The sequence below is a fragment of the Oceanicaulis sp. genome, assembly GCA_040112665.1.
GTDB lineage: Bacteria > Pseudomonadota > Alphaproteobacteria > Caulobacterales > Maricaulaceae > Oceanicaulis.
On sequence record CP157796.1, the window covers coordinates 135679 to 159504 of the forward strand.

General features: G+C 67.2%; 24 protein-coding genes and 1 pseudogene. 11 read left to right on the forward strand and 14 right to left on the reverse strand.

Annotated features, from left to right (window positions below; all coding sequences use genetic code 11):
- Positions 1-74: 74 nt before the first annotated feature.
- Complete coding sequence (locus ABL308_00755) at positions 75-914, reverse strand: sulfurtransferase (protein XBQ16423.1); 840 nt, start codon at positions 912-914, stop codon at positions 75-77.
- A gap of 151 nt (positions 915-1065) precedes the next feature.
- Between ABL308_00755 and ABL308_00760 the strand changes: the two genes are divergently transcribed.
- From ABL308_00760 to tyrS, 4 genes and pseudogenes are all read left to right on the forward strand, one after another.
- Complete coding sequence (locus ABL308_00760; GenBank protein ID XBQ16424.1) at positions 1066-2250, forward strand: mechanosensitive ion channel family protein; 1185 nt, start codon at positions 1066-1068, stop codon at positions 2248-2250.
- 41 nt (positions 2251-2291) lie between these two features.
- Positions 2292-2635, forward strand: a pseudogene (locus ABL308_00765) (type II toxin-antitoxin system RelE/ParE family toxin).
- Positions 2632-2967: a helix-turn-helix transcriptional regulator gene (locus ABL308_00770; GenBank protein ID XBQ16425.1), complete on the forward strand. Its 336-nt coding sequence runs from the start codon at positions 2632-2634 to the stop codon at positions 2965-2967. The pseudogene ABL308_00765 and the gene ABL308_00770 overlap by 4 nt, the downstream one beginning before the upstream one ends.
- Before the next feature lie 72 nt (positions 2968-3039).
- Positions 3040-4326 (forward strand): tyrosine--tRNA ligase, encoded by a 1287-nt coding sequence (gene tyrS, locus ABL308_00775; GenBank protein XBQ16426.1) that lies wholly within the window; start codon positions 3040-3042, stop codon positions 4324-4326.
- On the opposite strand, the gene ABL308_00780 is transcribed toward tyrS, so the two are convergent.
- Positions 4323-7073 (reverse strand): hypothetical protein, encoded by a 2751-nt coding sequence (locus ABL308_00780; protein XBQ16427.1) that lies wholly within the window; start codon positions 7071-7073, stop codon positions 4323-4325. The two genes, tyrS and ABL308_00780, sit on opposite strands and share 4 nt — an antisense overlap.
- A 103-nt stretch (positions 7074-7176) precedes the next feature.
- Complete coding sequence (locus ABL308_00785; protein XBQ16428.1) at positions 7177-7962, reverse strand: glycosyltransferase family protein; 786 nt, start codon at positions 7960-7962, stop codon at positions 7177-7179.
- Between the two features lie 183 nt (positions 7963-8145).
- Between ABL308_00785 and pseB the strand changes: the two genes are divergently transcribed.
- Genes pseB through pseI form a run of 4 tightly spaced genes read left to right on the forward strand, consistent with a single transcriptional unit; the run spans position 8146 to position 11839 of the window.
- Complete coding sequence (pseB, locus tag ABL308_00790) at positions 8146-9147, forward strand: UDP-N-acetylglucosamine 4,6-dehydratase (inverting) (GenBank protein XBQ17692.1); 1002 nt, start codon at positions 8146-8148, stop codon at positions 9145-9147.
- A 3-nt stretch (positions 9148-9150) separates the two neighbouring features.
- Complete coding sequence (gene pseG, locus ABL308_00795; GenBank protein ID XBQ16429.1) at positions 9151-10188, forward strand: UDP-2,4-diacetamido-2,4,6-trideoxy-beta-L-altropyranose hydrolase; 1038 nt, start codon at positions 9151-9153, stop codon at positions 10186-10188.
- On the forward strand, positions 10185-10772 hold the full coding sequence (locus tag ABL308_00800; protein ID XBQ16430.1) for a formyltransferase family protein: 588 nt from the start codon (positions 10185-10187) through the stop codon (positions 10770-10772). The genes pseG and ABL308_00800 overlap by 4 nt, the downstream gene beginning before the upstream one ends.
- Positions 10769-11839 (forward strand): pseudaminic acid synthase, encoded by a 1071-nt coding sequence (pseI, locus tag ABL308_00805; GenBank protein ID XBQ16431.1) that lies wholly within the window; start codon positions 10769-10771, stop codon positions 11837-11839. Before ABL308_00800 ends, pseI begins: the two co-directional genes overlap by 4 nt.
- Here pseI and pseC read toward each other — a convergent pair.
- The 9 genes from pseC to flbT all read right to left on the reverse strand — a co-directional run bounded on the left by pseC (position 11836) and on the right by flbT (position 19179).
- Entirely contained in the window at positions 11836-13008 is a 1173-nt protein-coding gene (pseC, locus tag ABL308_00810) for a UDP-4-amino-4,6-dideoxy-N-acetyl-beta-L-altrosamine transaminase (GenBank protein ID XBQ16432.1), read from the reverse strand. The two genes, pseI and pseC, sit on opposite strands and share 4 nt — an antisense overlap.
- Positions 13009-13059: 51 nt before the next feature.
- Positions 13060-13692, reverse strand: a complete 633-nt coding sequence (locus ABL308_00815; protein XBQ16433.1) for a pseudaminic acid biosynthesis-associated methylase — start codon at positions 13690-13692, stop codon at positions 13060-13062.
- A gap of 23 nt (positions 13693-13715) precedes the next feature.
- A complete protein-coding gene (locus tag ABL308_00820; protein ID XBQ16434.1) occupies positions 13716-14549 on the reverse strand; it encodes a flagellin in 834 nt (277 codons plus the stop codon).
- Between the two features lie 200 nt (positions 14550-14749).
- Positions 14750-15130, reverse strand: coding sequence for a flagellar protein FlaG (locus ABL308_00825; GenBank protein ID XBQ16435.1), 381 nt, complete (start codon positions 15128-15130; stop codon positions 14750-14752).
- Positions 15131-15251: 121 nt separating this feature from the next.
- Positions 15252-16079 carry a flagellin gene (locus ABL308_00830; protein XBQ16436.1) on the reverse strand — a complete coding sequence of 276 codons (828 nt, stop codon included), beginning with the start codon at positions 16077-16079 and terminating at the stop codon, positions 15252-15254.
- 110 nt (positions 16080-16189) lie between these two features.
- A complete protein-coding gene (locus ABL308_00835) occupies positions 16190-17014 on the reverse strand; it encodes a flagellin (GenBank protein XBQ16437.1) in 825 nt (274 codons plus the stop codon).
- A gap of 342 nt (positions 17015-17356) precedes the next feature.
- A complete protein-coding gene (locus tag ABL308_00840; GenBank protein ID XBQ17693.1) occupies positions 17357-18181 on the reverse strand; it encodes a flagellin in 825 nt (274 codons plus the stop codon).
- A gap of 220 nt (positions 18182-18401) precedes the next feature.
- On the reverse strand, positions 18402-18764 hold the full coding sequence (flaF, locus tag ABL308_00845) for a flagellar biosynthesis regulator FlaF (GenBank protein ID XBQ16438.1): 363 nt from the start codon (positions 18762-18764) through the stop codon (positions 18402-18404).
- 1 nt (position 18765) lies between these two features.
- Positions 18766-19179: a flagellar biosynthesis repressor FlbT gene (flbT, locus tag ABL308_00850; protein XBQ16439.1), complete on the reverse strand. Its 414-nt coding sequence runs from the start codon at positions 19177-19179 to the stop codon at positions 18766-18768.
- Between the two features lie 181 nt (positions 19180-19360).
- Here flbT and ABL308_00855 point away from each other — a divergent pair, with 181 nt between their 5' ends.
- The 3 genes from ABL308_00855 (at position 19361) to ABL308_00865 (ending at position 22613) form a co-directional block, all read left to right on the forward strand.
- Complete coding sequence (locus ABL308_00855) at positions 19361-21157, forward strand: tetratricopeptide repeat protein (GenBank protein ID XBQ16440.1); 1797 nt, start codon at positions 19361-19363, stop codon at positions 21155-21157.
- A gap of 86 nt (positions 21158-21243) precedes the next feature.
- Positions 21244-22089, forward strand: a complete 846-nt coding sequence (locus tag ABL308_00860) for a MoxR family ATPase (GenBank protein XBQ16441.1) — start codon at positions 21244-21246, stop codon at positions 22087-22089.
- Between the two features lie 62 nt (positions 22090-22151).
- On the forward strand, positions 22152-22613 hold the full coding sequence (locus ABL308_00865; GenBank protein ID XBQ16442.1) for a hemerythrin domain-containing protein: 462 nt from the start codon (positions 22152-22154) through the stop codon (positions 22611-22613).
- 85 nt (positions 22614-22698) lie between these two features.
- Here the strand turns inward: ABL308_00865 and dksA are convergent, their stop codons facing one another.
- Together dksA and ABL308_00875 are read right to left on the reverse strand one after the other, a co-directional pair.
- Positions 22699-23133, reverse strand: coding sequence for an RNA polymerase-binding protein DksA (gene dksA, locus ABL308_00870; GenBank protein ID XBQ16443.1), 435 nt, complete (start codon positions 23131-23133; stop codon positions 22699-22701).
- Between the two features lie 149 nt (positions 23134-23282).
- Positions 23283-23702 carry a flagellar assembly protein FliX gene (locus ABL308_00875; GenBank protein XBQ16444.1) on the reverse strand — a complete coding sequence of 140 codons (420 nt, stop codon included), beginning with the start codon at positions 23700-23702 and terminating at the stop codon, positions 23283-23285.
- Between the last annotated feature and the right edge of the window lie 124 nt (positions 23703-23826).

The following is a 23826-nucleotide window of genomic DNA, read 5'->3' on the forward strand; positions in this document are numbered from 1 at the left end:
CCCCTGTTTCGTCGTTCGAGGTGAACACCGTTCGCCGCCAAGCTAGCGCGCTTTGCGCCGGGGGGAAGCCCCGATCACCGCACCGGCCCGGTCTCCACCGGCAGGTCCTCGCGCGCGCCCCAGTCCGCCCAGCTGCCGTCATAGAGCCGCACGTCACGGAACCCGCCGCGGATGAAGGCGGCGTAGAGGATCGCGGCGGTCACGCCCGACCCGCAGGTGGTGATGATCCGGCGCTCTCGATCGGTCCGGGGCAGAATTTTCGCCAGCCCGTCTTCGGCGAGCAGTCTGCCGTCGGCCCCGATCACCTGCTGAAAGGGCAGGTTGATCGAGCCGGGAATGCGCCCCGAGGCGAGGCCCGCGCGCGGCTCGGGCTCGGTTCCCTCGAACCGGCCCTTCGAGCGCGCATCGACGATCAGCGCGTCGCGCCGGTTCACATGCCAGAGCACGTCCTCGGACGTCACCGCGTCGTCGCGGACGAGCCGGATCGGGCGCTCGAAGGAGACCGGCCGCGCCTTCGCCTCGCCGCTCTCGATCGCCCCGCCCGCCTTGCGCCAGGCGTCCAGCCCGCCGTCGAGAATGCGCGCGTCGCAACCGAACCGGCGAAGCGTCCACCAGACCCGCGCCGAGGCGGCGTAGCCATTCTGGTCGTAGACGATGAAGCGCTCGTTCCCGGTGAGCCCGTTTTCCGACAGCCAGCGCGCAAACCGCGCCGAGCCCGGCGCCATGTGCGGCAGTCCCGACGTGGGATCACACACCTGGTCGATGTCGAAGAACACCGCGCCCGGCACGCGCCGCGCGGCGAACGCCTCCGCGCCGGTCCTGCCCGAGGCCGGCATGAACCAGCTCGCCTCGACGAAGGCGGGGTTCTCCGTGCCCATCGCCTGAACAGCCGTGATCGCCACCGGTTCGCGCATGAAGTCCCCCTCCTCGACGCCAGAACGAGCAGACTAGCAGGCTTCGTAGCCGGTTGAAGCGCGCGGCGGCCCGGCGCGCCATCACCGCTCGAAGAACTTTCGCCGCGCCGCTACGTTAGGCCAGCGCGAGCAGATGGAAGAGGGAGCGTTCATGGTCCAGGAGCAGCCCAACCAGCCCGGCGAACCGCCGGTCACCGACGAGGAGATCACCGAGACGGTGACGCGCGGCGTGTCGCGTCTGGGCGAAGGCTGGCGCGATCTGGTGGACTGGGTGCAGGCCAACGAAGAGATCGCCCTCACCGCCGCGGGCGTGGCCGTAGGCGCCTATCTGATCATGCTGGCCGTGCGGATGATCCTGCACGCGGTGCTCAAGCGGGTCGGCCACAAGGACGAGACCGCCTTTCCCGCGATCGTCGGCCGGGCGGTGGGCAAGATCAATTCGCTCTTCCTGCTGGTCGTCGCGGTCTATATCGCGATGCGGCTCTACGACGTGCCGGGCGTGTTCACCGAGGTGACGCGATGGCTGGTCGTCGTCGCCGCGGTCCTGCAGGTCAGCGCGCTGGCCCAGGAGATCGCGGTCAGCCTTCTGCAGCGCAAGGCCGCACGATCAGGCGCGGGGGGCTCTGATCTCTCAAACGCGGTGAGCGTGCTGAAATGGCTGATCATCGGCGCGATCTGGATCCTCACCATCATCGTGCTTCTGGACACCGCCGGGGTCCAGGTCACCGCCCTCATCGCCGGTCTCGGCGTGGGCGGCATCGCCATCGGTCTGGCCGCCCAGGGCATATTCTCCGACCTCTTCGCCTCGCTTTCGATCCTGTTCGACAAGCCCTTCAAGAAAGGCGACTTCGTCGTGTTCGGGACGATCTCGGGCACGGTGGAGGAGATCGGCCTGCGCACCACGCGCATACGCTCGCTGTCGGGCGAGCAGATCTCGGTGTCCAACACCGATCTGATCAGCGAGCGCGTGCACAACTTCCAGCGCCTGATGCGCCGGCGCTTCGTGATGAACATCGGGGTGCTCTACCAGACCCCGGCGGACGTGATCGAGGCGATCCCGCGCTGGATCCGGGAGGACTTCGAAAAGATCGAGACCCTCACCTTCGACCGGGCGCACTTCTCCGGCTTCGGCGACAGCTCGCTGAATTTCGAGATCGTGTTCTGGGTCGAGGCGCCCGACTACGTCACCTTCATGGACAAGCGCCAGGAAGCGGGCCTGGCGATCATGCGCCGCTTCGCCAAGGAGGGCGTGGACTTCGCCTATCCCACCCGCACCCTGTTCATCGCCGGGCCGGGCGGAGACGCGATCGACCCAAGAGAGCAGGCGGGGGCTTAGCGCGCCTCGACAGATTATAGTCGTTTTGCTATAACGCTGGCATGAAGCTCAAGCCTTGCTTCTTTGTCGGGTCGGCGCGGGACGACATCTCCGCCTTTCCTGAGGAGGTCAGGCAAGCGGCGGGGTTCGCCCTGTTCGAGGCGCAAGCAGGAAGGCGCTTAAAGGCTTCGGCGGCGCCGGCGTGCTCGAGATCGTGGAGTCCCATGACGGCGACGCGTATCGCGCCGTGTTCACCGTGCGCTTCGCAGACGCCGTCTACGTGCTCCACGCCTTCAAGAAGAAGTCGAAACGGGGCGCCGAAACGCCGAAGCGTGACATGGATGTGGTGCGGTCGCGTCTGAAACTGGCCGAAGCGCATCATCAGTCGGAGGTGGAAGGAAAATGACGGATCAATCCATCACGCGCGCCGACAACGTGTTTGCCGCTCTGGGCGTCGAGAACCCGGAGGAGCACGCGCTGAAAGCGGAGCTGGTCGTCAGGCTGAAGGCTGTCATGGACGAGCGTGCAATCACCCAGACGGCCGCAGCGCGGATGACCGGGGTTGCGCAACCCGACCTCTCCAACCTGCTGCGCGGGCGTTTCAAGGGTTTCTCGGTGGAGCGTCTCCTCAGCCTGCTCACCGCATTGGGTCAGGATGTGGAGATCAGGCTCAGCCCGCGTCCGGCGGACGCTGGTCCGGCCTCGGTGCGTGTGGTGGACGGTTCGGAGGCCGCCTGACGGCACGGCGTTGCAAAGCCTCTTCGGCGCCGGTAAGCCCACGCTTCGTTTTCCTTATGCGCCGAGCCCGCCATGAGCCTGATACTCGCCGACCCGACCGCGACGCCCTTTCTTGAAGATCTCGAAGCCCGCGGCCTTCTCAATCAGAAGACCCCCGAGCTGACCGACGATCTGATCGAAAAGGATCGCCCGCCGCTTTATGTCGGGTTCGATCCCAGCGCGGCGAGCCTTCATGCCGGAAATCTCATCCCGCTTCTGGGCATGGACCGATACCGACGGCGCGGCGGACAGGTGATCGTGCTGCTGGGCGGGGCGACCGGGCTGATCGGGGACCCGTCGGGCAAGGACACCGAGCGCTCGCTGCAGGCCGAGGCGACGGTGCAGGCCAATATCGACAGCCAGCGCAGGCAGTTCGAGGCGTTGTTCGCCGCCACCGACGGCCCGGCGCCGATCTTCGTGAACAACGCCGACTGGTATCGCGACATGGACGTGATCGGCTTCCTGCGCGAGGTCGGCAAGCACTTCTCGGTCAACGCGATGCTGCAGAAGGACTCGGTGAAGAACCGCATCGAGAACCGCGAACAGGGCATCAGCTTCACCGAGTTCTCCTACCAGCTCCTGCAGGGCTTCGACTTCGTGCACCTGCACCGCGACCATGGCTGCATGATCCAGATGGGCGGCTCGGACCAGTGGGGCAATATCGTCGGCGGGGTCGATCTCCTGCGGCGGATGGAAGGCGTGCAGGGTCACGCCCTGACCTACCCGCTGCTGACCAATTCCGAGGGCAAGAAGTACGGCAAGTCGGAAAAGGGCGCGGTCTGGCTCGATCCCGACCTGACCAGCCCCTACGAGTTCTACCAGTTCTGGCTCAACAGCGCGGACGCCGACGCGCCGCGCTTCCTGGCCTGGCTGACCGACATCGACCTTGAAGCACTCGAAGCGCTGAAAGCCGCGCCCGCCCATGAGCGCCGGCCCCAGAAAGCGCTGGCGGAATTGCTCACCGCGCGCGTGCACGGCGCCGATCAGGCCGCGCTGGCCGAGGAGGCGAGCGCGGTGATCTTCCGCGGTCGGGCCGAGACGATGACCGACGGCCTTGTCTCGATGATCGCGCGCGCAGTCCCGACGGTGAACGCGACGGAGGCCGAGCCCCTGCCGCTCATCGACGCGCTGGTCGCCGGGGATGCGCCCGCCTGCGCCTCCAAGGGCGAGGCGCGCCGGCTGCTCAAGCAGAACGCGGTCGCGGTCAACGGTCAGAAACTGCAGGACGAACAGGCCGATCTGCGCGAGCACAAGGCCGGCGCAGGCGCGGCCATCGTCTCGGTCGGCAAGGCCAAGCGGTTCCTGGTGCGTTTCGCCTAAAACAGGCCGAGCGTCGAGCTTCCGCCGCCGCCGCCCAGAAGTCTCTGAAGGCCGGCCTGATAGTTCGCGACTTGGGCGGAGAGATAGGCGGGAACCGTCCCGCCGCGCTTGCCCGCCTGGGGACCGTCCAGCAGCGCTTTCAGCGCCGGGTCGATCGTCAGCTCGCGATAGGCGCGCTGGATCTTCGACTGGGCCTCGGTCAGCGCCTCGGTCGCCGCCAGAGCGGCGTCGCGATCGAGAATGGACAGGCGCGCGGGCAGTTCCAGCGCGAAGACTTTCGGCGCATCGGCCGTCGTATCGCCGCCGTCCAGCAGCGAGGGCTTGCCGCGGACCGTGCCCTCGGGAAGTCCCAGCCCTTGCAGGGCGTCGCGGCCTTCCGAGCCGCGCGAAAGCGTGATGGTGACGCCTTCCTTGGGCGTGATCCGCAGCATGTCGCCGTCTTTCGAGCGGCGCACGTCGGCGGTGCCGTCCAGCACCAGCGCGGCGTTCAGCTTGAAGCTCAGAGAGCGCATGGTCTCGTTGGCGGCGATCTCGATCTTTTTCTTCCGCCCCCCGTCGACCGAGACATAGAAGAAATCGCCCTCGCGCACCGAGGAGCGCGCGGTGATCACACGGGTGTCGGAATAGACGACCGAGCGCGAGGGGAAACCCATTTTAGAAAGCGCGCCGTCGCCGGTGGGATCGACCACCACGCCTGCGGCTTCAGCCAGCCCGCCGCGGCCCGAGATCTGCCGGCTCCATTCGCGCGCCCCGGTCAGCGCGTCGAACCCGGCCGCAAACGCGTTGCGCGCGCCGTCGAGCGTGCCGCCGGGCAGTGCGCCGGTCGTCTTGCCGGCCAGATACACCTTGCCGTTCGAGACCGCGACCGAACTCGCCGCGTCTTCGTCGGCCGTGCCCAGAAAGCTCGTATATTCCGTCCCGTCTACAGCGCCGGTGTCGGCCAGGCGCACGAGGAAGGCATCGCGCCCGCCCTGATTGGCGGCGACGACCGCACCCGAGGCGAAAGCCGCGCCGGCGGACCCTGAAAGGTAGACGCCGCCGTCCGCATCCGCCGCGACCCCGCCGATTCGCCCGCCGTCGAGCGACCCGAGATCGCGGCGCCAGACCGGCGCGCCGGTCCCGTCGTCTCCGGCGGCGTATTTCGTGATCACCGCCCGGCCGTCCACTTCGCTGGCGACGATCAGACCGCCGTCGGCAGCCATCGTGGTCGCGCGCACGCGTTCGGTCCCTGCGCCCGCCTCGGCGGCGCGGGTGTAAAGCGTCGTGCCGTCGGCGGCGATGGCGCGGACATAGCCGTCCGTGCCGCCCTGGCTCTGAACCCCGCCGATCGCCGATTTCGCTTCGCCGGAGACGTAGACCGTGCCGTCCGCGCCCACCGAGACGGCGTTCGCGCGATCGTCCGCGGTCCCGCCGAAGCGCCGCGCCCACTGCTCGACGCCCTCGGCGGTGTATTTCACCACCAGAGAGTCAGACCCGCCCAGCGCAGTGGTCTCGCCCAGCGCGCCTGTGACCGAACCGGCGACGATGACGTTTCCGCTGGCGTCGACAGCGACCGACGCGCCCTCCGCCGAGCCCGCCGCGCCCAGCGTGCGGGTCCAGATCTTCTTGCCCGTGGAGTCCCAGCGCTGCAGGACCAGGTCCTGCTCGCCCTTGATCGCCTGACCGTCCACCGCCGAATTCGTACGTCCGACCACGTAGATCGCGCCGTCCGCGCCGCGCGCGGTGGCCACCACGGTGAGCGGGTTGGAGGTCGTGCTGGTCTTGGTCTCCCCGTCCTCTGTCGTGGTCTCGGTGACGGTGGGGTCGGCCTCGATGCGGCGGGCGAAATCAAAGCTTCCGCCCGAGGCCAGATCGGTCCAGCGCACCAGCTGGCCGCCTGCGGTCTCGTCCGCGCCGGAGACCCCGGCGGTCCAGACCGCCGGAGCGCCTGCGGTTTCGGTGAAGCTGACCTTCTCGGTCAGCACGCCCTTGATCTCGAAGCCCCAGCTGTTTCCGGCGATCACGCCGTTCTCGTCGGGCGTGCCGATCTTCACCCGCTCGATCCGGCTGATCATGCCGGCCGCTTCGAGCTGCGTGTTCACATGGGCGGCGACATTGTCGAGCGTTCGCGGCGTCGCGCCCATGTCGGCGAGATCGACGGCGATCGGCGTGTCGACGCCGTTCTTGCGCACCGAGATCGTGAAACGCACATCGCCGGTCAGCCCGGCGACCTCGGCGTCGAACGCGCCCTCGTGGATCGCGCCGCCGACATAGCGGGATTCCCCGCGCTTGATGGCGAGCGCGCTCTCGGCCTTGGCGAGGTCCTCGCCCTTGACCACGCTGACGCCTTCAAGGTCCAGACCTTCGAAGAAGCTGTCGAGCTGGGCCAGGCCTTCGGTGAAGCGGCGGCTCCAGAACGCCCGATCGGTGTCGCTGGCGGTCTTCTCGCCCGCCGCGCTCGACAGCGCCTGAAGCTTGCGGATCCCCTGATGCAGGGCGAACAGCTTCTTCTCGTCTTCGCTGACGTCGAGATCGGAAAAGGCGCTGAGCCGGGAGTCGAAGAATCGGCCGTCGGCCAGCACGTCGCGGCGCAGGGTTTCCAGCGCGACGATCTCGCCGCGCGGATCCCAGGGCGGCAGCACGTCCGAGGAGCGCTGTGCGCCGCTCGCGGTCTGGACGGGCGCAGCCGTGCGCGCGGAGTTCAGAGCCAGACTCTGCGCCGCGCGCGCGCCGTACCAGGCGCCCAGAAGATCGACCGAGAACACCATCGCTCCGCGTCCTTATCCCGGCGTGACGCACCACGCCGAGCCAAGCCGAATCGATACCCCGGCCGGAGAAAACAAATCGTTAGGAAACGCGGTGAACGAAGCGCTACGCGGCGAGGCCCAGCGGCACGGGCCGGGTCTGCCGGGTGGCGGGATAATCCGCCGAAAGCCGGGCGGCGTCGCACTGGCCTGCGTTGATCGCCACGATGTCCGGGCGCCTGAGGCACAGCCCTGCGAGCTCGGCAGCGCCGGCGGTTGCCGCGCGCTCGCCCATCGCCTCGAACACGGCGCGGAAGAAGGCGAGGTCTTCAGGCTTGTCGAGCGTCCATCTCAGCCGCTCCAGCCCGCCGCCCGGACCGCGCAGATTGACGTGGGACAGCCGGGGATGATTGCGGATCCAGGGCGTGACGTGCTCGCGCTCGAACGGATCGGCGGCCTTGCGGTCGGCCTCGAAAAGCAGCTCGGCGGAGAACGCCTCGCAGTCGAGCCCGTGAGGAAACAGCGCCGGTGCGTTGTTGCTGGCGTAGTCCGCGCGGCTGTCTTTCAGAAGCGACAGAACCCCGCCGGCGAGCACCGGATCGATGAAGGGGCAGTCGGAGGTGATGCGCATCACCGTGTCCGCGCCCGCCTCGCGGGCGGCCCTGGCGTAGCGCGAGAGCACGTCGTGCTCGTCGCCGCGCACGACCATGACGCCGTTATCGGCGGCTTCTTCGGCGACGGGATCGTTTTCAGCGGTGTCGGGGATCGCGCAGACCACCAGGTCGACGCCGGGAATCGTCTTGCAGCGATTGAGGCAGCGAGCCAGCGCGGTCTTCGCGCCGAGATCTTCGAGCACCTTGCCCGGAAGCCGGGTCGAGCCCATCCGGGCCTGCACGATCACGGCGCTGGTCATAGCCTCATCCCCCTCGAGACCGAACGCCCTGATCCTCGTTTACATCGCCTAACGCGGCGTTAACCGGCGGCGGCGGATCGTTAATCCAGTTCGAATCATCGCCCGCGAGGCTCCGCCATGGCCAAAGCCGCCACAGACGCCGTCGACCAGCTCTTCATCGGGCGCGATTTCGCCGACCGGCGCATGAATCTCGACGGCAAGACGATCCTGGTGACCGGCGGGACCGGCTCGTTCGGGACCTGCTTCACCGAGACCGTTCTGCGCGAGTTCAAGCCGAAAAAGCTGATCATCTTCTCGCGCGACGAGCTCAAGCAGTACGAGATGGCCCAGCGCTTCGACCCGGCCGTACACAAATGCCTGCGCTATTTCATCGGCGACGTACGCGACGAGGCGCGGCTGGACATGGCGATGCGCGAGGTCGACGTGGTGGTGCACGCCGCCGCGCTCAAGCACGTGCCGATCGCGGAATACAATCCGTTCGAGTGCATCAAGACCAACGTCATAGGCGCGCAGAACGTGGTCAGCGCGGCGATCAAGCGCGGGGTGAAACATGTCGTCGCCCTGTCCACCGACAAGGCGGCGAGCCCGATCAATCTGTACGGCGCCTCGAAGCTGGCGTCGGACAAGATCTTCACCGCCGCCCAGGCGATGGGCGGAGGGAACGGACCGGTCTTCTCGGTCGTGCGCTACGGCAACGTGGTCGGCTCGCGCGGTTCGGTCGTGCCGTTCTTCAAGAAGCTCGTCGCCGAAGGCGCCGATCACCTGCCCATCACCGACGAGCGCATGACCCGGTTCTGGATCACCCTGCCCCAGGGCGTGAATTTCGTGCTCTCCGCGCTGGGCATGGCAAAGGGCGGCGAAGTGTTCGTGCCGAGAATCCCCTCCATGGCCACGGTCGATCTCGCCCGCTCCATCGCGCCGGAACTACCCCACAAGGTGGTCGGCATCCGCCCCGGCGAGAAGCTGCACGAGGTGATGGTGCCCGAGGACGACGCGCGCACCACCGTGGAGATCGACGACCGCTACGTCATCCTGCCCGGCCATGACGCGCGGGTGCGCGAGGCCTGGCTCGCCGACGGCGCACTGCCCGTGGCCGAAGGCTTCGCCTACGCCTCGAACACCAATCCCGAACGCCTCGACGCGCGGGCACTGCAGAGCCTTTTGCAGGCCCGGCTCGCCGGCTAGGCGATGGGCGCGCCGCGCGTCCTCTTCCGCTGCGACGCCGGCCCCGAGATCGGCGGGGGCCATGTCATGCGCTGCCTGACATTGGCGAACGAACTTGCGAGCCGCGGCGCGGAGATCGCCTTTTGCGTCAATGACGGCGCAGAAAAGACCGCGCCGGCGCTGGCCGGGGCGGGCTACGCCGTGATCGGAACGAGCGACGAGCGGCCCCGCCTGCCTGAAAGCTGGACGAGCGCGGACCTTCTCGTGCTGGACCGCTATGACGCGGACCGCGCTGAAATGACGGCCGCGCGCCGCCTCGCGCCGCGCCTTGTCGTCATCGACGATCTCGCAAACCGGCCGCTCGACGCCGATCTGGTGATCAATCCCAATCCCGCCGACGGGCCGGACGCCCATGACGGCCTGCTCGCGCCCGGCACGCCCGTGCTCGCCGGCGCCGCGCAAGCGCTGATCCGTCCTGAGTTCGCCGCCGCACGCTTCGCCGCGCTCGAACGCCGGGCCGAAGGCGGCCACGTTCGCCGCGTGCTGGTCAGCCTGGGGCTCAGCGATGTCGGCGGCGTCACAGCGCGCGCGGTCGAGGGCGTGAGGCGGGCTCTGCCGGACACGCTGATCGACGTCGTAATCGGGGCGCATGCGCCCAGCCGCGACGCGCTGGAGGCGCGGGCCGCAGCCGATCCGAGCCTCACCGTCACGATTAACGCGACGGACATGGCCGCCCGCTGCGCTGCGGCAGATCTCGCCGTCGGTGCGGGCGGTCAGTCCGCGCTGGAGCGCTGCGTGACCGGCCTGCCCGGCGTGATCGTCGTTCTGGCCGAGAACCAGCGCCGCGCCGCAGCCGGCATCGCCGGTCAGGGCGCGGCGATCGCGCTCGAAGACGGACCGGATCTCGCCGCCAGACTGGCGCCCCTGCTCACGACGCTCGCCTCGGACGCAGAGGCGCGTCAGGCGATGAGCCGGGCGGCGTCGGCGGCCTGCGACGGTCACGGCGCGGCGCGGGCGGCTGATGCGATCGAGCAGCTGCTGAACGGAGCGCGGGCGGCGTGACGACGCTCATTCTCTCTCCCTATCCCGAAGCGCTCGGGATCGAGGATGCGGTGGTCGCCGATCCGGACGGCGACGTACTCGCTCAGGCCCAAACGGCCGGCGCGGAGCACCTGGTGGTCTACGGCTGGCGGAAGATCCTGCGCGGGGCGGTGCTGGAGCGGTATGCAGGCCGGATCGTCAATCTGCACATCTCACTGCTGCCGCATAATCGCGGCGCGGACCCCAATTTCTGGTCCTGGTTCGACGCGACGCCCAAGGGCGTCAGCGTGCATCTGATCGATGCGGGCGTGGACACAGGCCCCGTGCTGATCCAGGCCGAGGCGCAATTCTCGCCAGGCCCGATGACGCTCGCCAGCACCTATGCCGTCCTCCGGACGCAGGTCGAATCCCTGTTTAACGCCGCCTGGCCGGACATCCGCGCCGGACGGCTCGCACCGCGCGCCCAGCCCGCCCCCGGACCCCGCCCGCGCAAGGCGGCTGAAAAGACGGTCTGGATGAGCAGACTCAGCGCAGGCTGGGACACGCCGGTGAGCGAAGTCGAAGCCTTGGGCCGGCAGGCCCGGCGAGAGCGAGAGGAACGATGATGAGCGCGACAGTGACCCTCGACGGCCGCGAGATCGGCCCGGGCCGGCCGCCCTATATCGTCGCGGAGATGAGCGCCAATCATCTGGGCTCGCTCGACCGCGCGCTCGAGATGATCGCGGTCGCCGCGGACTGCGGCGCGGACGCGGTGAAGATCCAGACCTACACCCCCGACACGATCACGCTGAACTGCGACCGGCCCGAATTCATGCTCGAGGAGGGCCGCTGGGCGGGCCGGACGCTGCACGATCTCTACAGCGAGGCCCAGACCCCGTTCGAATGGCACGCAGCCATGTTCGAGCGCGCGCGCGAGGTGGGGATCACGCTGTTCTCCGCCCCGTTCGACCATAGCGCGGTCGACCTCCTGCAGTCGCTCGACGCGCCCGCCTACAAGATCGCGAGCTTCGAGGTGGTCGATCTGCCGCTGATCCGGCGCTGCGCGGGCACGGGCAAGCCGATGATCCTCTCCACCGGCACGGCCAATCTCGGCGAGATCGCCGAAGCGGTCCGCGCGGCGCGCGAGGCGGGCTGCAAGGAGCTGATCGTTCTGCACTGCGTGTCGGACTATCCGGCGAATTTCGCCGACGCCGACCTCAGAACCCTTGTTCATCTCGGAGAAGCGTTCGGGGTACCGGCCGGGCTGTCCGATCACACGCCCGGCACGGCGGCGGCGGTGGCGGCCACCGCGCTGGGCGCGGCGCTGATCGAAAAGCATTTCACGCTGAAGCGCGCCGACGGCGGGCCGGATTCGGCCTTCTCGCTGGAGCCCGACGAGCTCAAACGGCTGGTCAAAGACACGCGTAACGCCCGCGCCGCTCTGGGCCGCGTGCGCTATGACCTCGCAGGCTCTGAAGGCGCGTATCTCAAGCTCCGGCGCAGCCTCTACGTCACCGCGCCCATCAAAAAGGGCGAGACGCTGAGCGAGAAGAACGTGCGCTCGGTGCGTCCCGGCTACGGCCTTCATCCCCGCCATTATGAGACCGTGCTGGGCCGCAAGGCGGCGCGGGATCTGGCCTTCGGCGAACCGCTGGACTGGTCGGCGATCGAAGGCGACGCGCCGCGCGACTAGAGCCCCAGGGCCGACTTCAGCGCACCAGCGACGCGCGCCACGTCACCGTCTTCCATGTCCGGATAAAGCGGCAGGGACAGGGTCTTTTCGTAATACGCCCGCGCGCCGGGCAGATCGGTCTCGCCATACCGCGCGACGTAGAAGGGCTGGTCGGAGACCGGCACGTAGTGGACCTGGCTGCCGATCCCGCGCGCGCGCAGCCGCTCCATGACGACCGCACGGCTCACGCCGGCCTCTGCAAACTCGATCGCGACGTTCATCAGATGCCGGCAGGCGTCGACGCCGGGCTGAACGGCGGGCGCTTTCACCAGCGGCGCGAGCGGCGCCAGCGCCTCGCGATAGAGCGCGGTCAGCTTGCGGCGGCGCCCGGCGAACTGCGGCAGGCGGGCGAGCTGGGAGCGGGCCAGCGCGGCGTTTAGATCGGGGATGCGGTAGTTCCAGCCCAGATCCTGCATCTCATAGGCCCAGGGCTCGGCCCGGCCGTCGAAGCGGTAGAAATTCCCCGCCTCGCGCTCCACGCCGTGGCTGCGCATGCGCGCCATGCGGCCGGCCAGCGCCGGATCGCGGGTCGTCGCCATGCCTCCCTCTCCCGCCGCGATGGTCTTGACCGGGTGAAACGAGAAGGTCGCCGCATCCGACCTTGCGCAGGCGCCGGCCTGCCCGTCCGGCCCCACTGTGCCCAGCGCATGGCAGCTGTCCTCGACGATCTTCAGCCCCGCCGCCCGGGCGACCGGTTCGATCGCCGCCATGTCGCACAGCGCGCCGGCGAGATGGACTGGCAGCACGGCGCGGGCGCGAGATCCGGCGCGGTGAAGCGCGTCTTTCAGCGTGTCGGCGGTCAGAAGCCCGGTCTCGGGATCGGTGTCGGCGAAGACCACGTCTGCGCCGCAATAGACCGCCGCGTTCGCGGTCGCCAGAAACGTGACCGCCGGCACGATGCAGACATCGCCCGGCCCGACCCCCAGCCCGGCCAGCGCCAGATGAAGTGCGGCGGTCGCGGAGTTGCACGCCACAGCGTGCGGCGCCCCGACAGCGCTGGCGAACTCGCCTTCAAGGGCCGGGATTTCTGGGCCGGTGGTCAGAAACCCGCTATTGAGCGCGCGGGCGAGCGCGTCGAGATCGCTCTGGTCGACTGACTGGCGGCCATAAGGGAGGAAATCGTCGCTCATCGCTGGCCCGGCCTCTTCAAGGACGCGCGCATCCTCGCCTGAGTCGCCGCTTCAGCCCTGAGGCTTTTCGAAGACCTGCCAGGTGATGTCGTCGAAGCTCGTGTCCTTCGACCAGGCGAAGCCGTAGCCCCGGCAGACGAGCTCGGGATGGCGGTCGAGATAGAACTTCCCGAAATCGCGCTTGAAGAGATAGCCGGTCTCGCCGCGATACTCGAGCGCTTCGGGGCGCGGCGAGAAATACTCTCCGCACACCACCCAGCGCCGCGACACGCGGCAGATCTCGTCCACCGCCGCGCCCAGATCGTCGGGATGGATATGGATGAGCACGCCGGTGGTGAACACGAGATCGAACGCGCCGTCCTCGAACGGCAGGGCCTGCGCCGAGCCGTCCACGATGTCGCCAGCGGCAGCGACGCCGGAGGCCTTCACCCGCTCACGCGCCGCAGCGTTGGGTTCGACCGCGGCCAGGCGAGCGCCGGTCAGCGCGGACAGGGCGTGCAGATTGATCCCCTCGTTGCAGCCGACTTCGAGGACGGAGGCCGGCGGCGCGCCGGCCATGACCTTGAACATCTCCGCCCAGACGCCCAGCCGGCCGCGGACCGCGTCCGCGCTGACCGCGCAGCGATCCGTGTAGGCGTCGCCGAACGCGCCGCGCCAGAATTTCAGCTGGTCGGTCTCGGCCATGGCGGGCCTCCCTCAGAGAGGCTCTAGCGGCCGAAGAGCGACAGGATGATCTGCGGCTCGGAGTTCGCGATCGACAGCGCCTGCACGCCGAGCTGCTGCTTGACCTGAAGGGCCTGCAGCTTGGCGCTTTCCTTGGCGAGGTCGGCGTCGACGAGATTGCCCACCCCTTCGTTCAGGCTGTCGATCAGCTTGCCGACGAAGGTGCGGTGCGCCTCCATCTTCTTCAGATCCGAACCGAGATTGGCGAGCGCCTGGTTGACGTTGTCCAGACTCGTCTGGATCGCGCTGACCACGTCGCCCGCGAGCGTCGCGGTGCCCAGGCTCGCCGTGCTGGCGAGCGTGATGATCGCGCCGGAGATCGACATGTCCTGGCTGCCCAGCGTCACCGTCCGCGTCGCGTCCGCGTCGGCCAGGAAGGCGATGCCGCCGGTCAGGGACCCGTTCAGAAGGTTCGCGCCGTCGAACTCGGCGTTCTGCAGGACGACCTGGATCTGCTCGAGCAGGGATTTGAAATCGCCGTCGAAGGCCTGACGGGAGAAGGTGTCGATGGAGGGATCCATCGCCGCAGTGGCTTTCTCGCGCATCTGGATGAGCAGATCGGAGATCGCCTCGCCCGCCGCGATCGCGACGTCGCCGATGGAGACCGCCCGGTCGAGCGAGCCCTGCACCGATCCCAGCGCGCCGATGTCCGAGCGCATGCCCTGGGCCACCGCGAAGACCGAGGAGTTGTCCTTGGCTCCGGAGACCTTCAGCCCCGTGTTGATCCGGTTCTGAACCTCGGTCATGTCCATATTGGTCTTGTTGAGGTTCTGAAGGGCGATCATCGCCGAGGTGTTGGTGTGGACGCTCAGCGTCATGAGACTTCTCCCGCGTGGCTGGCCCTGCCGCGTTCGGCGGCCGTTCCCTTCACCAGGAGCAACCGGCGGGCCAGTTTGGCGCCCGCGCGGTAAATCGTTTTATTGCAATGGGTTGGATACAAAACGCCCCACCCGGCGCTGGCTGGGCGGGACCGGCTTACGGTTAATTTTTGCCTTCGGCCCGGTCGTTTCTGCCGGGCTCAGGCGCGCTCGTCGACCAGACCGCCACGCTGATCGCGCAGGAACTGGACGAGGTCGAGATACTTCTCAGGCGGCCACTGGCGCATGGTCTCGCCGGTCTCGGAATCGACGATCTTGTATATGAACCGGCCGGCCTCGCCCTCGCGGTCGATCCGAAGGCGCGAGCGGGAGGTGGCGTTGATTTCTTCACGCATCGACTCGATGCGGTCGGTCAGCGAGCGGTCGGCGGGCTTCGGGGCCCTGTCTTCCGGCGCGGAAGCGCGGGCAGGCTCGAGCGCGGCGTCCGCCGGTTGCGGCTCGGCCGCTCCGGACTGCGCGTCGCGCGGCGTGAGCGCGGGGGCGCCGGCCGTCATGAGCTTCGCGATCTCCATTTTGTTCATCAGGACGCCTTTTGGGGCGTCTTGCTCCTCCATCTGAGGCTTCGTGTCTCATGCGTCGTTCAGAAGGTCGGCGGCCGGAGAGGAACCCCACGTAACGCTCCGGCCGCCTCGCTCCTATTGGTTACCGGAAGTAACCCAGGACCGTGCTCGGCGCGGAGTTCGCGATCGAGAGGGCCTGAATGCCCAGCTGCTGCTTGACCTGCAGCGACTGCAGCTTGGCGGACTCCTTGGCGAGGTCCGCATCGACCAGGTTGCCGATACCGGCTTCCAGAGCGTCGGACAGCTTGCCCACGAAGGTCTTGTGCACTTCCAGCGCCTTCGACCCGGTGCCCAGACGCGCCAGCGACGCGTTCAGGTTGTCCAGGGACGTGCCGATCTGCGAGGCGATGTTGTCCGCCTGCGTCGCGGTGGCGAAGGAGGCCGTCGAGGTCACCGTCACGATGGAACCGGAGAGCGACATGTCTTCGTCGTCCACAGTCACCGTGTTGGTGCCGTCGGCGTTGGCTAGGGCTGAGATGCCCGGGGTCTGCGAACCGTCGATCAGGTTCGTGCCGTTGAACTCCGCGTTCGACACGATGGTGTCGATCTGATCACGCAGCGCCTTGAAGTCCTCGTTCAGCGCCGTCCGCGAGGACGCGTCGAGCGAGGTGTCCGCAGCGGCCAGGGCTTTCTCCTTCATCTCCACCAGGAGGTCGGAGACCGCCTCGCCCGCAGCCAGGGCCACGTCGACCGTCGAGACCGCCAGGTCCAGAGACTGGGTCACCGCCTTGTAGCCGCCCACGTCGGCGCGCATGGACTGGGCGATCGCGAAGACGCCGCCATTGTCCTTGGCCGAGGAGACCGCAAGACCGGTGTTGATGCGCTGCTGGACCGTCTGCAGCTCGGAGTTGGTCTTGTTGAGGTTCTGCAGGGCGATCATCGCCCCAGGGTTAGTGTTGATCGTCGCCATTTCTTGGCTCCTTCAAAGTTCCGTTTCTACGGGTTGAGACGCACGTTTTGCGCGCCATGATCCGCCGGCGGGCCCACGTTCTGCGGCCCGCCGGCGAATTCAGTTACGGATTACCGGAAGTAACCCAGGATCGTGCTCGGGGCGGAGTTCGCGATCGACAGCGCCTGGATGCCCAGCTGCTGCTTGACCTGAAGCGACTGAAGCCGCGCGGACTCCTTGGCCAGATCGGCGTCGACCAGATTGCCGATGCCCTTCTCCAGCGCGTCGGAGAGCTTGCCCACGAAGGTCTTGTGGATCTCCAGCGCCTTCGACCCCGTGCCCAGGCGGGCGAGCGAGGAGTTCAGGGCGTCCAGGCCGGTCTCGATCGACGTGGCCACCGTCGCAGCCGACGCGGCCGAACCGAATTCGGTCGCGGTGCCGATGCTCAGACCACCGCCGGTCAGGCTGAGGTCTTCAGCGGCGATCGTGATCGTGTTCGACCCGTCGGCGTTGGCGAGCGTCGTCAGGTCGGTGCCGCCGTTGCCGATGAGGTTCTTGCCGTTGAATTCGGCGTTCTGGACGATCGTGCCGATCTGGTCGCGGAGCGCCTTGAAGTCTTCGTTCAGGGCGGTGCGCGAGGCGGTGTCCAGAGAGGTGTCCGCGGCGGCCAGCGCCTTCTCCTTCATCTCCACCATGAGGTCGGAGATGGCTTCGCCCGCGGCCAGGGCCACGTCGACAGTGGAGACGCCGAGATCGAGGGACTGGGTGACGGCCTTGTAGCCGCCGACATCGGCGCGCATCGACTGAGCGATGGCGAAAACGCCGCCGTTGTCTTTCGCCGAGGAGACCGCCAGACCGGTGTTGATCCGGTTCTGAACCTCCTGCAGCTCCATATTGGTCTTGTTGAGGTTCTGAAGGGCGATCATCGCGCCCGGATTCGTATTGATCGTCGCCATTTCTTGGCTCCTCACGTTTCTACGTATGGGGACGCACGTTTTGCGCGCCGGGTCTTCTGACCTGACGTTCACCGAGCAAGGCCGGGGCCAGATTCGCGCAGAGCCTCGACAAACGCGATCAGGCCTATGATTTTGTTGGATTTTGCCGAAACGAGGCGCTGGGCCGCGCGAAGCGTGGTCGGCAGATTTTGCCGGTCCGAGCCCGATCCAGCCCGGCAGAAATTGCCCAGCGGGCAGGAATTGCCGACGCGGCGGGACCCGTCGTCTCTGATTTGGTGAATCACCGGTTAACCATGCGGCCGGCAAAAAGAAGGGGCCGCCCGAAGGCGGCCCCGCCGGTCTTTAGCCGAAGAAGGACAGAACCGTCTGCGGCGTGGAATTGGCGATGGAGAGCGCCTGCACGCCCAGCTGCTGCTTGACCTGCAGCGCCTGGAGGCGGGCGGACTCTTTCGCCAGATCCGCATCGACCAGATTGCCGATCCCCTTTTCGAGGGAGTCGGACAGTTTGGTGACGAAGGTGGAGTGGATCTCGAGCGACTTGGATTTCGTGCCGAGCCGCGCGAGCGCCTCGTTCACGTTGTCCAGAGACGTTCCGATCTGCGAGGCGATGTTGTCGGCCTGCGTGGCGGTGGCGAAGGACGCCGTCGAGGTCACCGTCACGATGGATCCGGAGAGCGACATGTTCTCCGAGGTCACCACGATGGTGTTCGAGCCGTCCTGGTTGGCCAGCGCCGTGAAGGCCGCCGTCGTCCCGTCGATGAGGTTGAGGCCGTTGAACTCCGCGTTCGCAACGATCGTCCCGATCTGATCGCGCAGCGCCTTGAAGTCTTCGTTCAGAGCGGTGCGCGACTGGGTGTCGAGCGAGGCGTCCGCAGCGCCCAGGGCCTTTTCCTTCATCTCGATCAGGAGATCCGAGATCGCTTCACCGGCGGCGAGCGCGACGTCGAGCGTCGCCTCGCCCCGGTCCAGAGACTGCTGAACCACGCCGTAACCGGCCACCTGTGAGCGCATGCGCTGGGCGATGGCGTAGATGCCGCCATTGTCCTTCGCGCCGGCCACTTCGAGCCCGGTGTTGATACGGTTCTGCACTTGCTGCAGCTCCATATTCGACTTGTTCAGGTTCTGGAGCGCGATCATCGCTCCGGGGTTCGTGTTCACCGAATTCATCATTGTGGGGTTCCTCCGTTCTGGAAGCGAACGGCCGTTCTCGGCCGGCGGACATTTTGTCCCGCCAGAGTCCCCGCAAGCGCCATGCCGCGACAAGCCAGGCCGCGGCGCTATTTAACTTTGCTATTTCAGAGGGTTAAGTTTATCGCCCACACACCGGACGGCGCGCCGGGTCGTTTTTACCCGGCAATTCCGTCCACAGGTTACGCGAGGGGAACGGTCAGGCCGCGTCCGAGCGCGGGGCGAGCCCCTGCATTACGGTGCGGTTGATGTCGATCAGCGTGTCGATGTCGCCGCCGCCGCGCATGGCCGCGCTGGTCTCCTTGGAGATGAAGATCGACAGCGAGATGATCGAGGCGCGCAGCCCGTCGGGAAGCTGGTTGTGCTCGCTCGCGCAATCGGCCGCGAAGGCCGACCAGACCCGCCGGTTCCAGTCCAGCGCCTCGGCGCGCTTTCTGATCTCGCTCGGCGCGATCTCCCGGATCTCCATCAGGGCCCGGGTGACCTGGCCCATGAGGCGGTACTCGGTCGAACGCGGGTCTTCGGTGCGCGCGGACGCGGTCTGGTAAGCCGAATAGGACATTTCAGCCCTCGCCGCCGGCTTGCGCCGCACCGCCGAGGCGCTCGGCCTCGTAGGCGATGAGTTTCCGGCACCGAAGCAGCGCCTTGTAGAACTCGTTCGCCATGACTTCGCGGCTCACCGCGACGCATTCCGACAGCACTTCGGGATTGCTGATCGCGCTCATGAAGTCGGTCATGCGCATGACGAACTCGTCGTAGAGCCCGTCTTGGCTGGTCGAGCTCAGATACATCATCATCACGGGGAAGTAGATGCGCTTGGCCGGTGTGTCGGCCTCGTGCTGCTGCATGATGTCCTTCTCGCGCAGCACGCTGGCCTTGTTCTGCAGCACCAGCGTGGCGCGCCGGTCGCCGTTTTCCACGACCGCGCCATTGAGTACGAATTTCTCGCCTGGCTTCAGGGACAGCTTGAGCGGCATGGGCGGGGCGAAGCTCCGTCTAGCGCGGCGCTGATACGCGCCGGATTTGCGCCCATGTTTCACCGCCACGGTGAACAAAGGGTTTCAGCGGCGGCCACGTCGCTGCGCGGGACGTTAGCGAAACCTTAATCGAAGCAAAGCGCGATGGACCCTGATCCCGGAACCAGCGAAACGAGCCGCCATGACCCGCACTTTCGATCTCGACGCGGAACTGGCCGCCGGGCGCGAGGCGCCCAAGCGCACCGTCGAACGCGAACGCACCCAGGCCGGCGCCGAACTCGCGCGCGCCCTCGATCAGAAGCCCGCCTCGGGTAAGACGCCCTCGCCCAAGGCCGTGGGCCTTCTGCGCCGGGCGATGAAGACGGTGGACACCGACGAGGCCGGCGCCGCGCAGGCCGCACGGCTCTGTCTCAAGGCGCTCGATATCGAGCCCGACTGGGCGCTCGCCAACCACGCCATGGCCGTCGCGCTCGACCGGCTGGGCCGTCTCGGCGCCGCGCTCAACTTCTATCAGCGCGCCTATGCGCTCGATCCGACCGACGCCGAGCTTTACATGAATCTCGGCCTCGCCGCCTGGAAGCTCGACATGCTGGAGGCGGCGGAGAAATTCCTGCGCCTGTTCCATAAGCTCGCGCCGACCCATCCCGGCGCGGTCATCAACCTCGCGGGCCTTCTGCGCGATCTCAACCGCTACGAGGACTCCATCGAGATCCTGCGCGCGGCGATCTACGCCGATCCCGACCGGGCCGAGCTGTGGAACGCGCTGGGCACGTCGGTTCTGGAAAGCGGCGATCCGGAAGGCTCGGAGGTCTTCTATCTCGAGGCCCTGCGCCTCAATCCGGGATTTGCGCGCTCGCACCACAATCTCGGCTTCGCCTACGACATGGCCGGCCGGCCCGATGAAGCCGCAGAACTGTTCGCCCGCGGCGCCGAGCTGACCGACCGCCATGTCGACCGCATCACTATGGTGCACGCCCGCTCGCTGGCGCTGCTCGCTGCAGGAAGGCTCGACGAAGGCTGGGAAGCCTACGAGTCCCGGCTCGACCGCTTCTACAAGCAGGCCACCGAATTCCTGATCGACGCGCCGCGCTGGGACGGCGTCGACCCGGCCGAACTCAGGGGCAAACGCGTGCTGGCGGTCGGCGAACAGGGCCTTGGCGACGAGGTCGCCTTCGCCTCGCTGGTTCCCGATCTCGTAAAGGCCGCCGGACCGGAAGGCTCGGTCACGCTCGCCACCGAAAAGCGTCTCGCGCCCCTGTTTCAGCGCAGCTTTCCCGGCGTGGAAGTCCTGCTGCACAAGACCGTCAAGCGCGAGGGCCGCGTGTTCCGGGTCACCGAAGATCTCGCCGGCGGTCCGCCCGAAATATGGCTGCCGATCGCGACCGCCCACCGCGCCTTCCGCCGGACGCCGGACGCCTTCCCGACGACCAGTCACATAAAGGCCGACCCCGCCCGCGTGGCGGCGCTGCACGAGCAGCTCGCCGCACTTGGTCCCGGCCCGAAAGTGGGGCTTTTGTGGAAGTCGCTGAAGATGAACGCGAACCGGTCTAAATACTTTGCCGCGTTCGAAGCCTGGCGGCCGGTCATCGAGACGCCGGGCGTGACCTTCGTGAACCTTCAGTACGGCGACGTGGACGCCGAGCTCGAACAGGTCCGCAAGGCGACCGGGGTGCAGATCGCCCAGATCGAAGGGCTCGACCTCAAGGCCGATCTCGACGGCGTCGCCGCGCTGGGCGTGGCGCTGGATCTGACCATCGGCCCGATGAACGCCTCGACCAACCTTTCGGCCGGCGCGGGCGGAAACACCTGGATCGTGCACGGCCAGCCCGCACCCTGGACGCTGTTTGGGACCGGCGAGGTGAAATGGTATCCGGCCTCGCGCTCCTTCAAAGCCGAGCGCTTCGGCGCCTGGGACGGACTGCTGAAAACCGTCGCGGCCGAACTCGCCGCATTTGCCAAGGCGCGCGCCGCAGCCTGAGGGCCGAGGCTAGGCGCACGGGCGCGAGCCCCCTAAGTTACCGGTCAACGATCACGCGAAGCCTTGAGGAAAGGGCGCGTACGAATATGCGTTTTGAAGGCACCAAAGACTATGTCGCCACCGAAGAGCTCGCCTCTGCGGTGAACGCGGCGATGATCCTGGAGCGGCCGCTTCTGGTGAAGGGCGAGCCGGGCACCGGCAAGACCGAGCTGGCGCGCCAGGTCGCCGCAGCCACCGGATCGCAGCTTCTCGAATGGCACGTCAAATCGACCACCAAGGCGCGTCAGGGGCTGTACGAATACGACGCGGTCGCCCGGCTGCGCGACAGCCAGCTCGGCGACGACCGGGTCCACGACGTGAAGAATTACATCCGCAAGGGCAAGCTATGGGAGGCGTTCTCCGCCCCCGAGCGCCCCGTCCTGCTGATCGACGAGATCGACAAGGCCGATATCGAGTTCCCGAACGACCTTCTTCAGGAACTCGACCGGATGGAGTTCCACGTTTACGAGACCGGCGAGACGATCAAAGCCGAGCAGCGCCCGATCGTCATCATCACCTCGAACAATGAAAAGGAACTGCCCGACGCCTTCCTGCGCCGGTGCTTCTTCCACTTCATCGCCTTTCCCGACGAGGACACGATGGAGCAGATCGTCCAGGTCCACTTCCCCGACCTGAAGGGCCGGCTGCTGAGCGAAGCGCTGAACATGTTCTTCGAGATCCGCTCGGTGCCGGGTCTGAAGAAGAAGCCCTCGACCTCGGAGCTGCTCGACTGGCTCAAGCTCCTGCTCGCCGAGGACGTCGACCCCGCCGTGCTGCGCGAGCGCGACCCCCGCAAGCTCATTCCGCCCATGCACGGCGCACTTCTAAAGAACGAACAGGACGTCCAGCTGTTCGAGCGTCTGGCGTTCATGAGCCGGAGAGACGGCGGGTAGGAACACCTCTCCCCCGCTTCCCGTTGCCCCCTCGAACCCGCATTTACGAGGAGGCGCCTTTCATGGCCGACATCTTCAAGGAAATCCGCAAGGACCACGACCAGGCCCGTGAGCTGATGGATCAGATCATGGAGACCTCGAACGACGCGGCCGAGACGCGCGCCGCGCTGTTCGACAAGTTCAAGCTCGACATGTGGTCGCACAACAAGATCGAGGAAGCGCTGTTCTACCAGCCGCTGCGCGAGGCCAAGGAGACGCGCGGCGAGGCGATGGAGGCGCTGAGCGAGCACCATGTCGCCGGCGGGCTGATCGAAGAGCTCGACGCCATGCCCAAGGGCTCCGACGCCTGGATCGGCAAATTCTCCGCGCTCAAGGACATGATCGAGCATCACATGCAGGAGGAGGAGAACGAGGTGTTCTCCGACGCCCGCAAGGTGATCAAGGAAGACAGGGCCGAAGAACTCGGCGATCAGTTCCAGAGCCGCAAGAACGTGGTCGTGCCGGCGATCTCGCCTGACAGCTGAGATGTGCGTCGCGGTTCAGAACAAAGGGCGGCCCCTGGGGGCCGCCCTTTTTCATGCGCAAGACGCCAGGCCGGTCTTCGCCCGCCTAATCGTCGCGGTGCACGCGCTCGGACCGTTCGTGGCGCTCCTGGGCTTCCAGGCTGAGCGTCGCGACCGGGCGGGCGTCGAGTCGCGCCAGGGCGATCGGCTCGCCGGTCTCCTCGCAATAGCCGTACTCGCCGTTTTCGATTCGGCGCAGCGCCGCGTCGATCTTGCTGATCAGCTTGCGCTGGCGATCGCGGGCGCGCAGTTCCAGCGCGCGATCGGTCTCGGTAGAGGCCCGGTCGGCGAGGTCGGGCAGCGTGCCGACATCTTCCTGCAGATTGGAGAGGGTGGAGCGGCTCTCGCGAAGGATCTCGTCCTTCCAGGCGAGCAGCTTTCGGCGGAAATACTCCCGCTGGCGCTCGTTCATGAACTCCTCTTTATCGCTGGGCCGATAGCCCGACGGGAGTTCGATTTGGGATTTCTGAGCCACGCTCATCTGACCGTCTCCTCCACCCCTTAAGAAGCGCGGCGTAAAATATCGACGGCGCGCGGATAGTCAATCGACGAGGGCTGTCGTCACGCAATTGTCGTGCCGGGCCGAAAGTCTCGAAAAATCTTGGCGTTGAAAAGACGAGACCAAGGCGGTCAGGCGTCGTGCTTGGCCAGTTCCACAGCCGCGCGGATTTCGACCTCGTCCAGCATCGCCTCGAGCCGGGGGTCGTCGGTCGCCTCGCGGCGGGCTTTGAGCGTGTCCATCAGGCGCACGAGCGTCGGGCGGGGAATCGCCCCGTCCAGCAGGGCGAGCTTGAGATCGTCGAGGATGTCCAGGAGCGAGAAGGCGCGTTCGGTCGCCTGCTTCTTCGCCTCGCGAAAATCGCCCGCGCCCTGAAGCGCCAGGAGCGCGTCCACGCCTCCGAGCGCACTCGCACCGGATAACGGCGCGGCCGCCGACGCGCCCGCGCTGCGGGACGGACCCTCGGGCGCGAAACCGCCCGCCGGCGCCGAAGCGCCGGTTTTCCGCGCGCCTGAAGCGCCGGAGAGATTGCGCGGACCGTTGACTTTCATCGGGGTGACTCGCTCAGCGGAAACTTCGGTTCGACCGTGGCTTAAGCTCTGTTAACAGCCTCTTAAGCACGGCCCGGCCTTAGGCAGATCTTGCCGGGCCCGCAGGCCGGGCGGCAAATCGCGC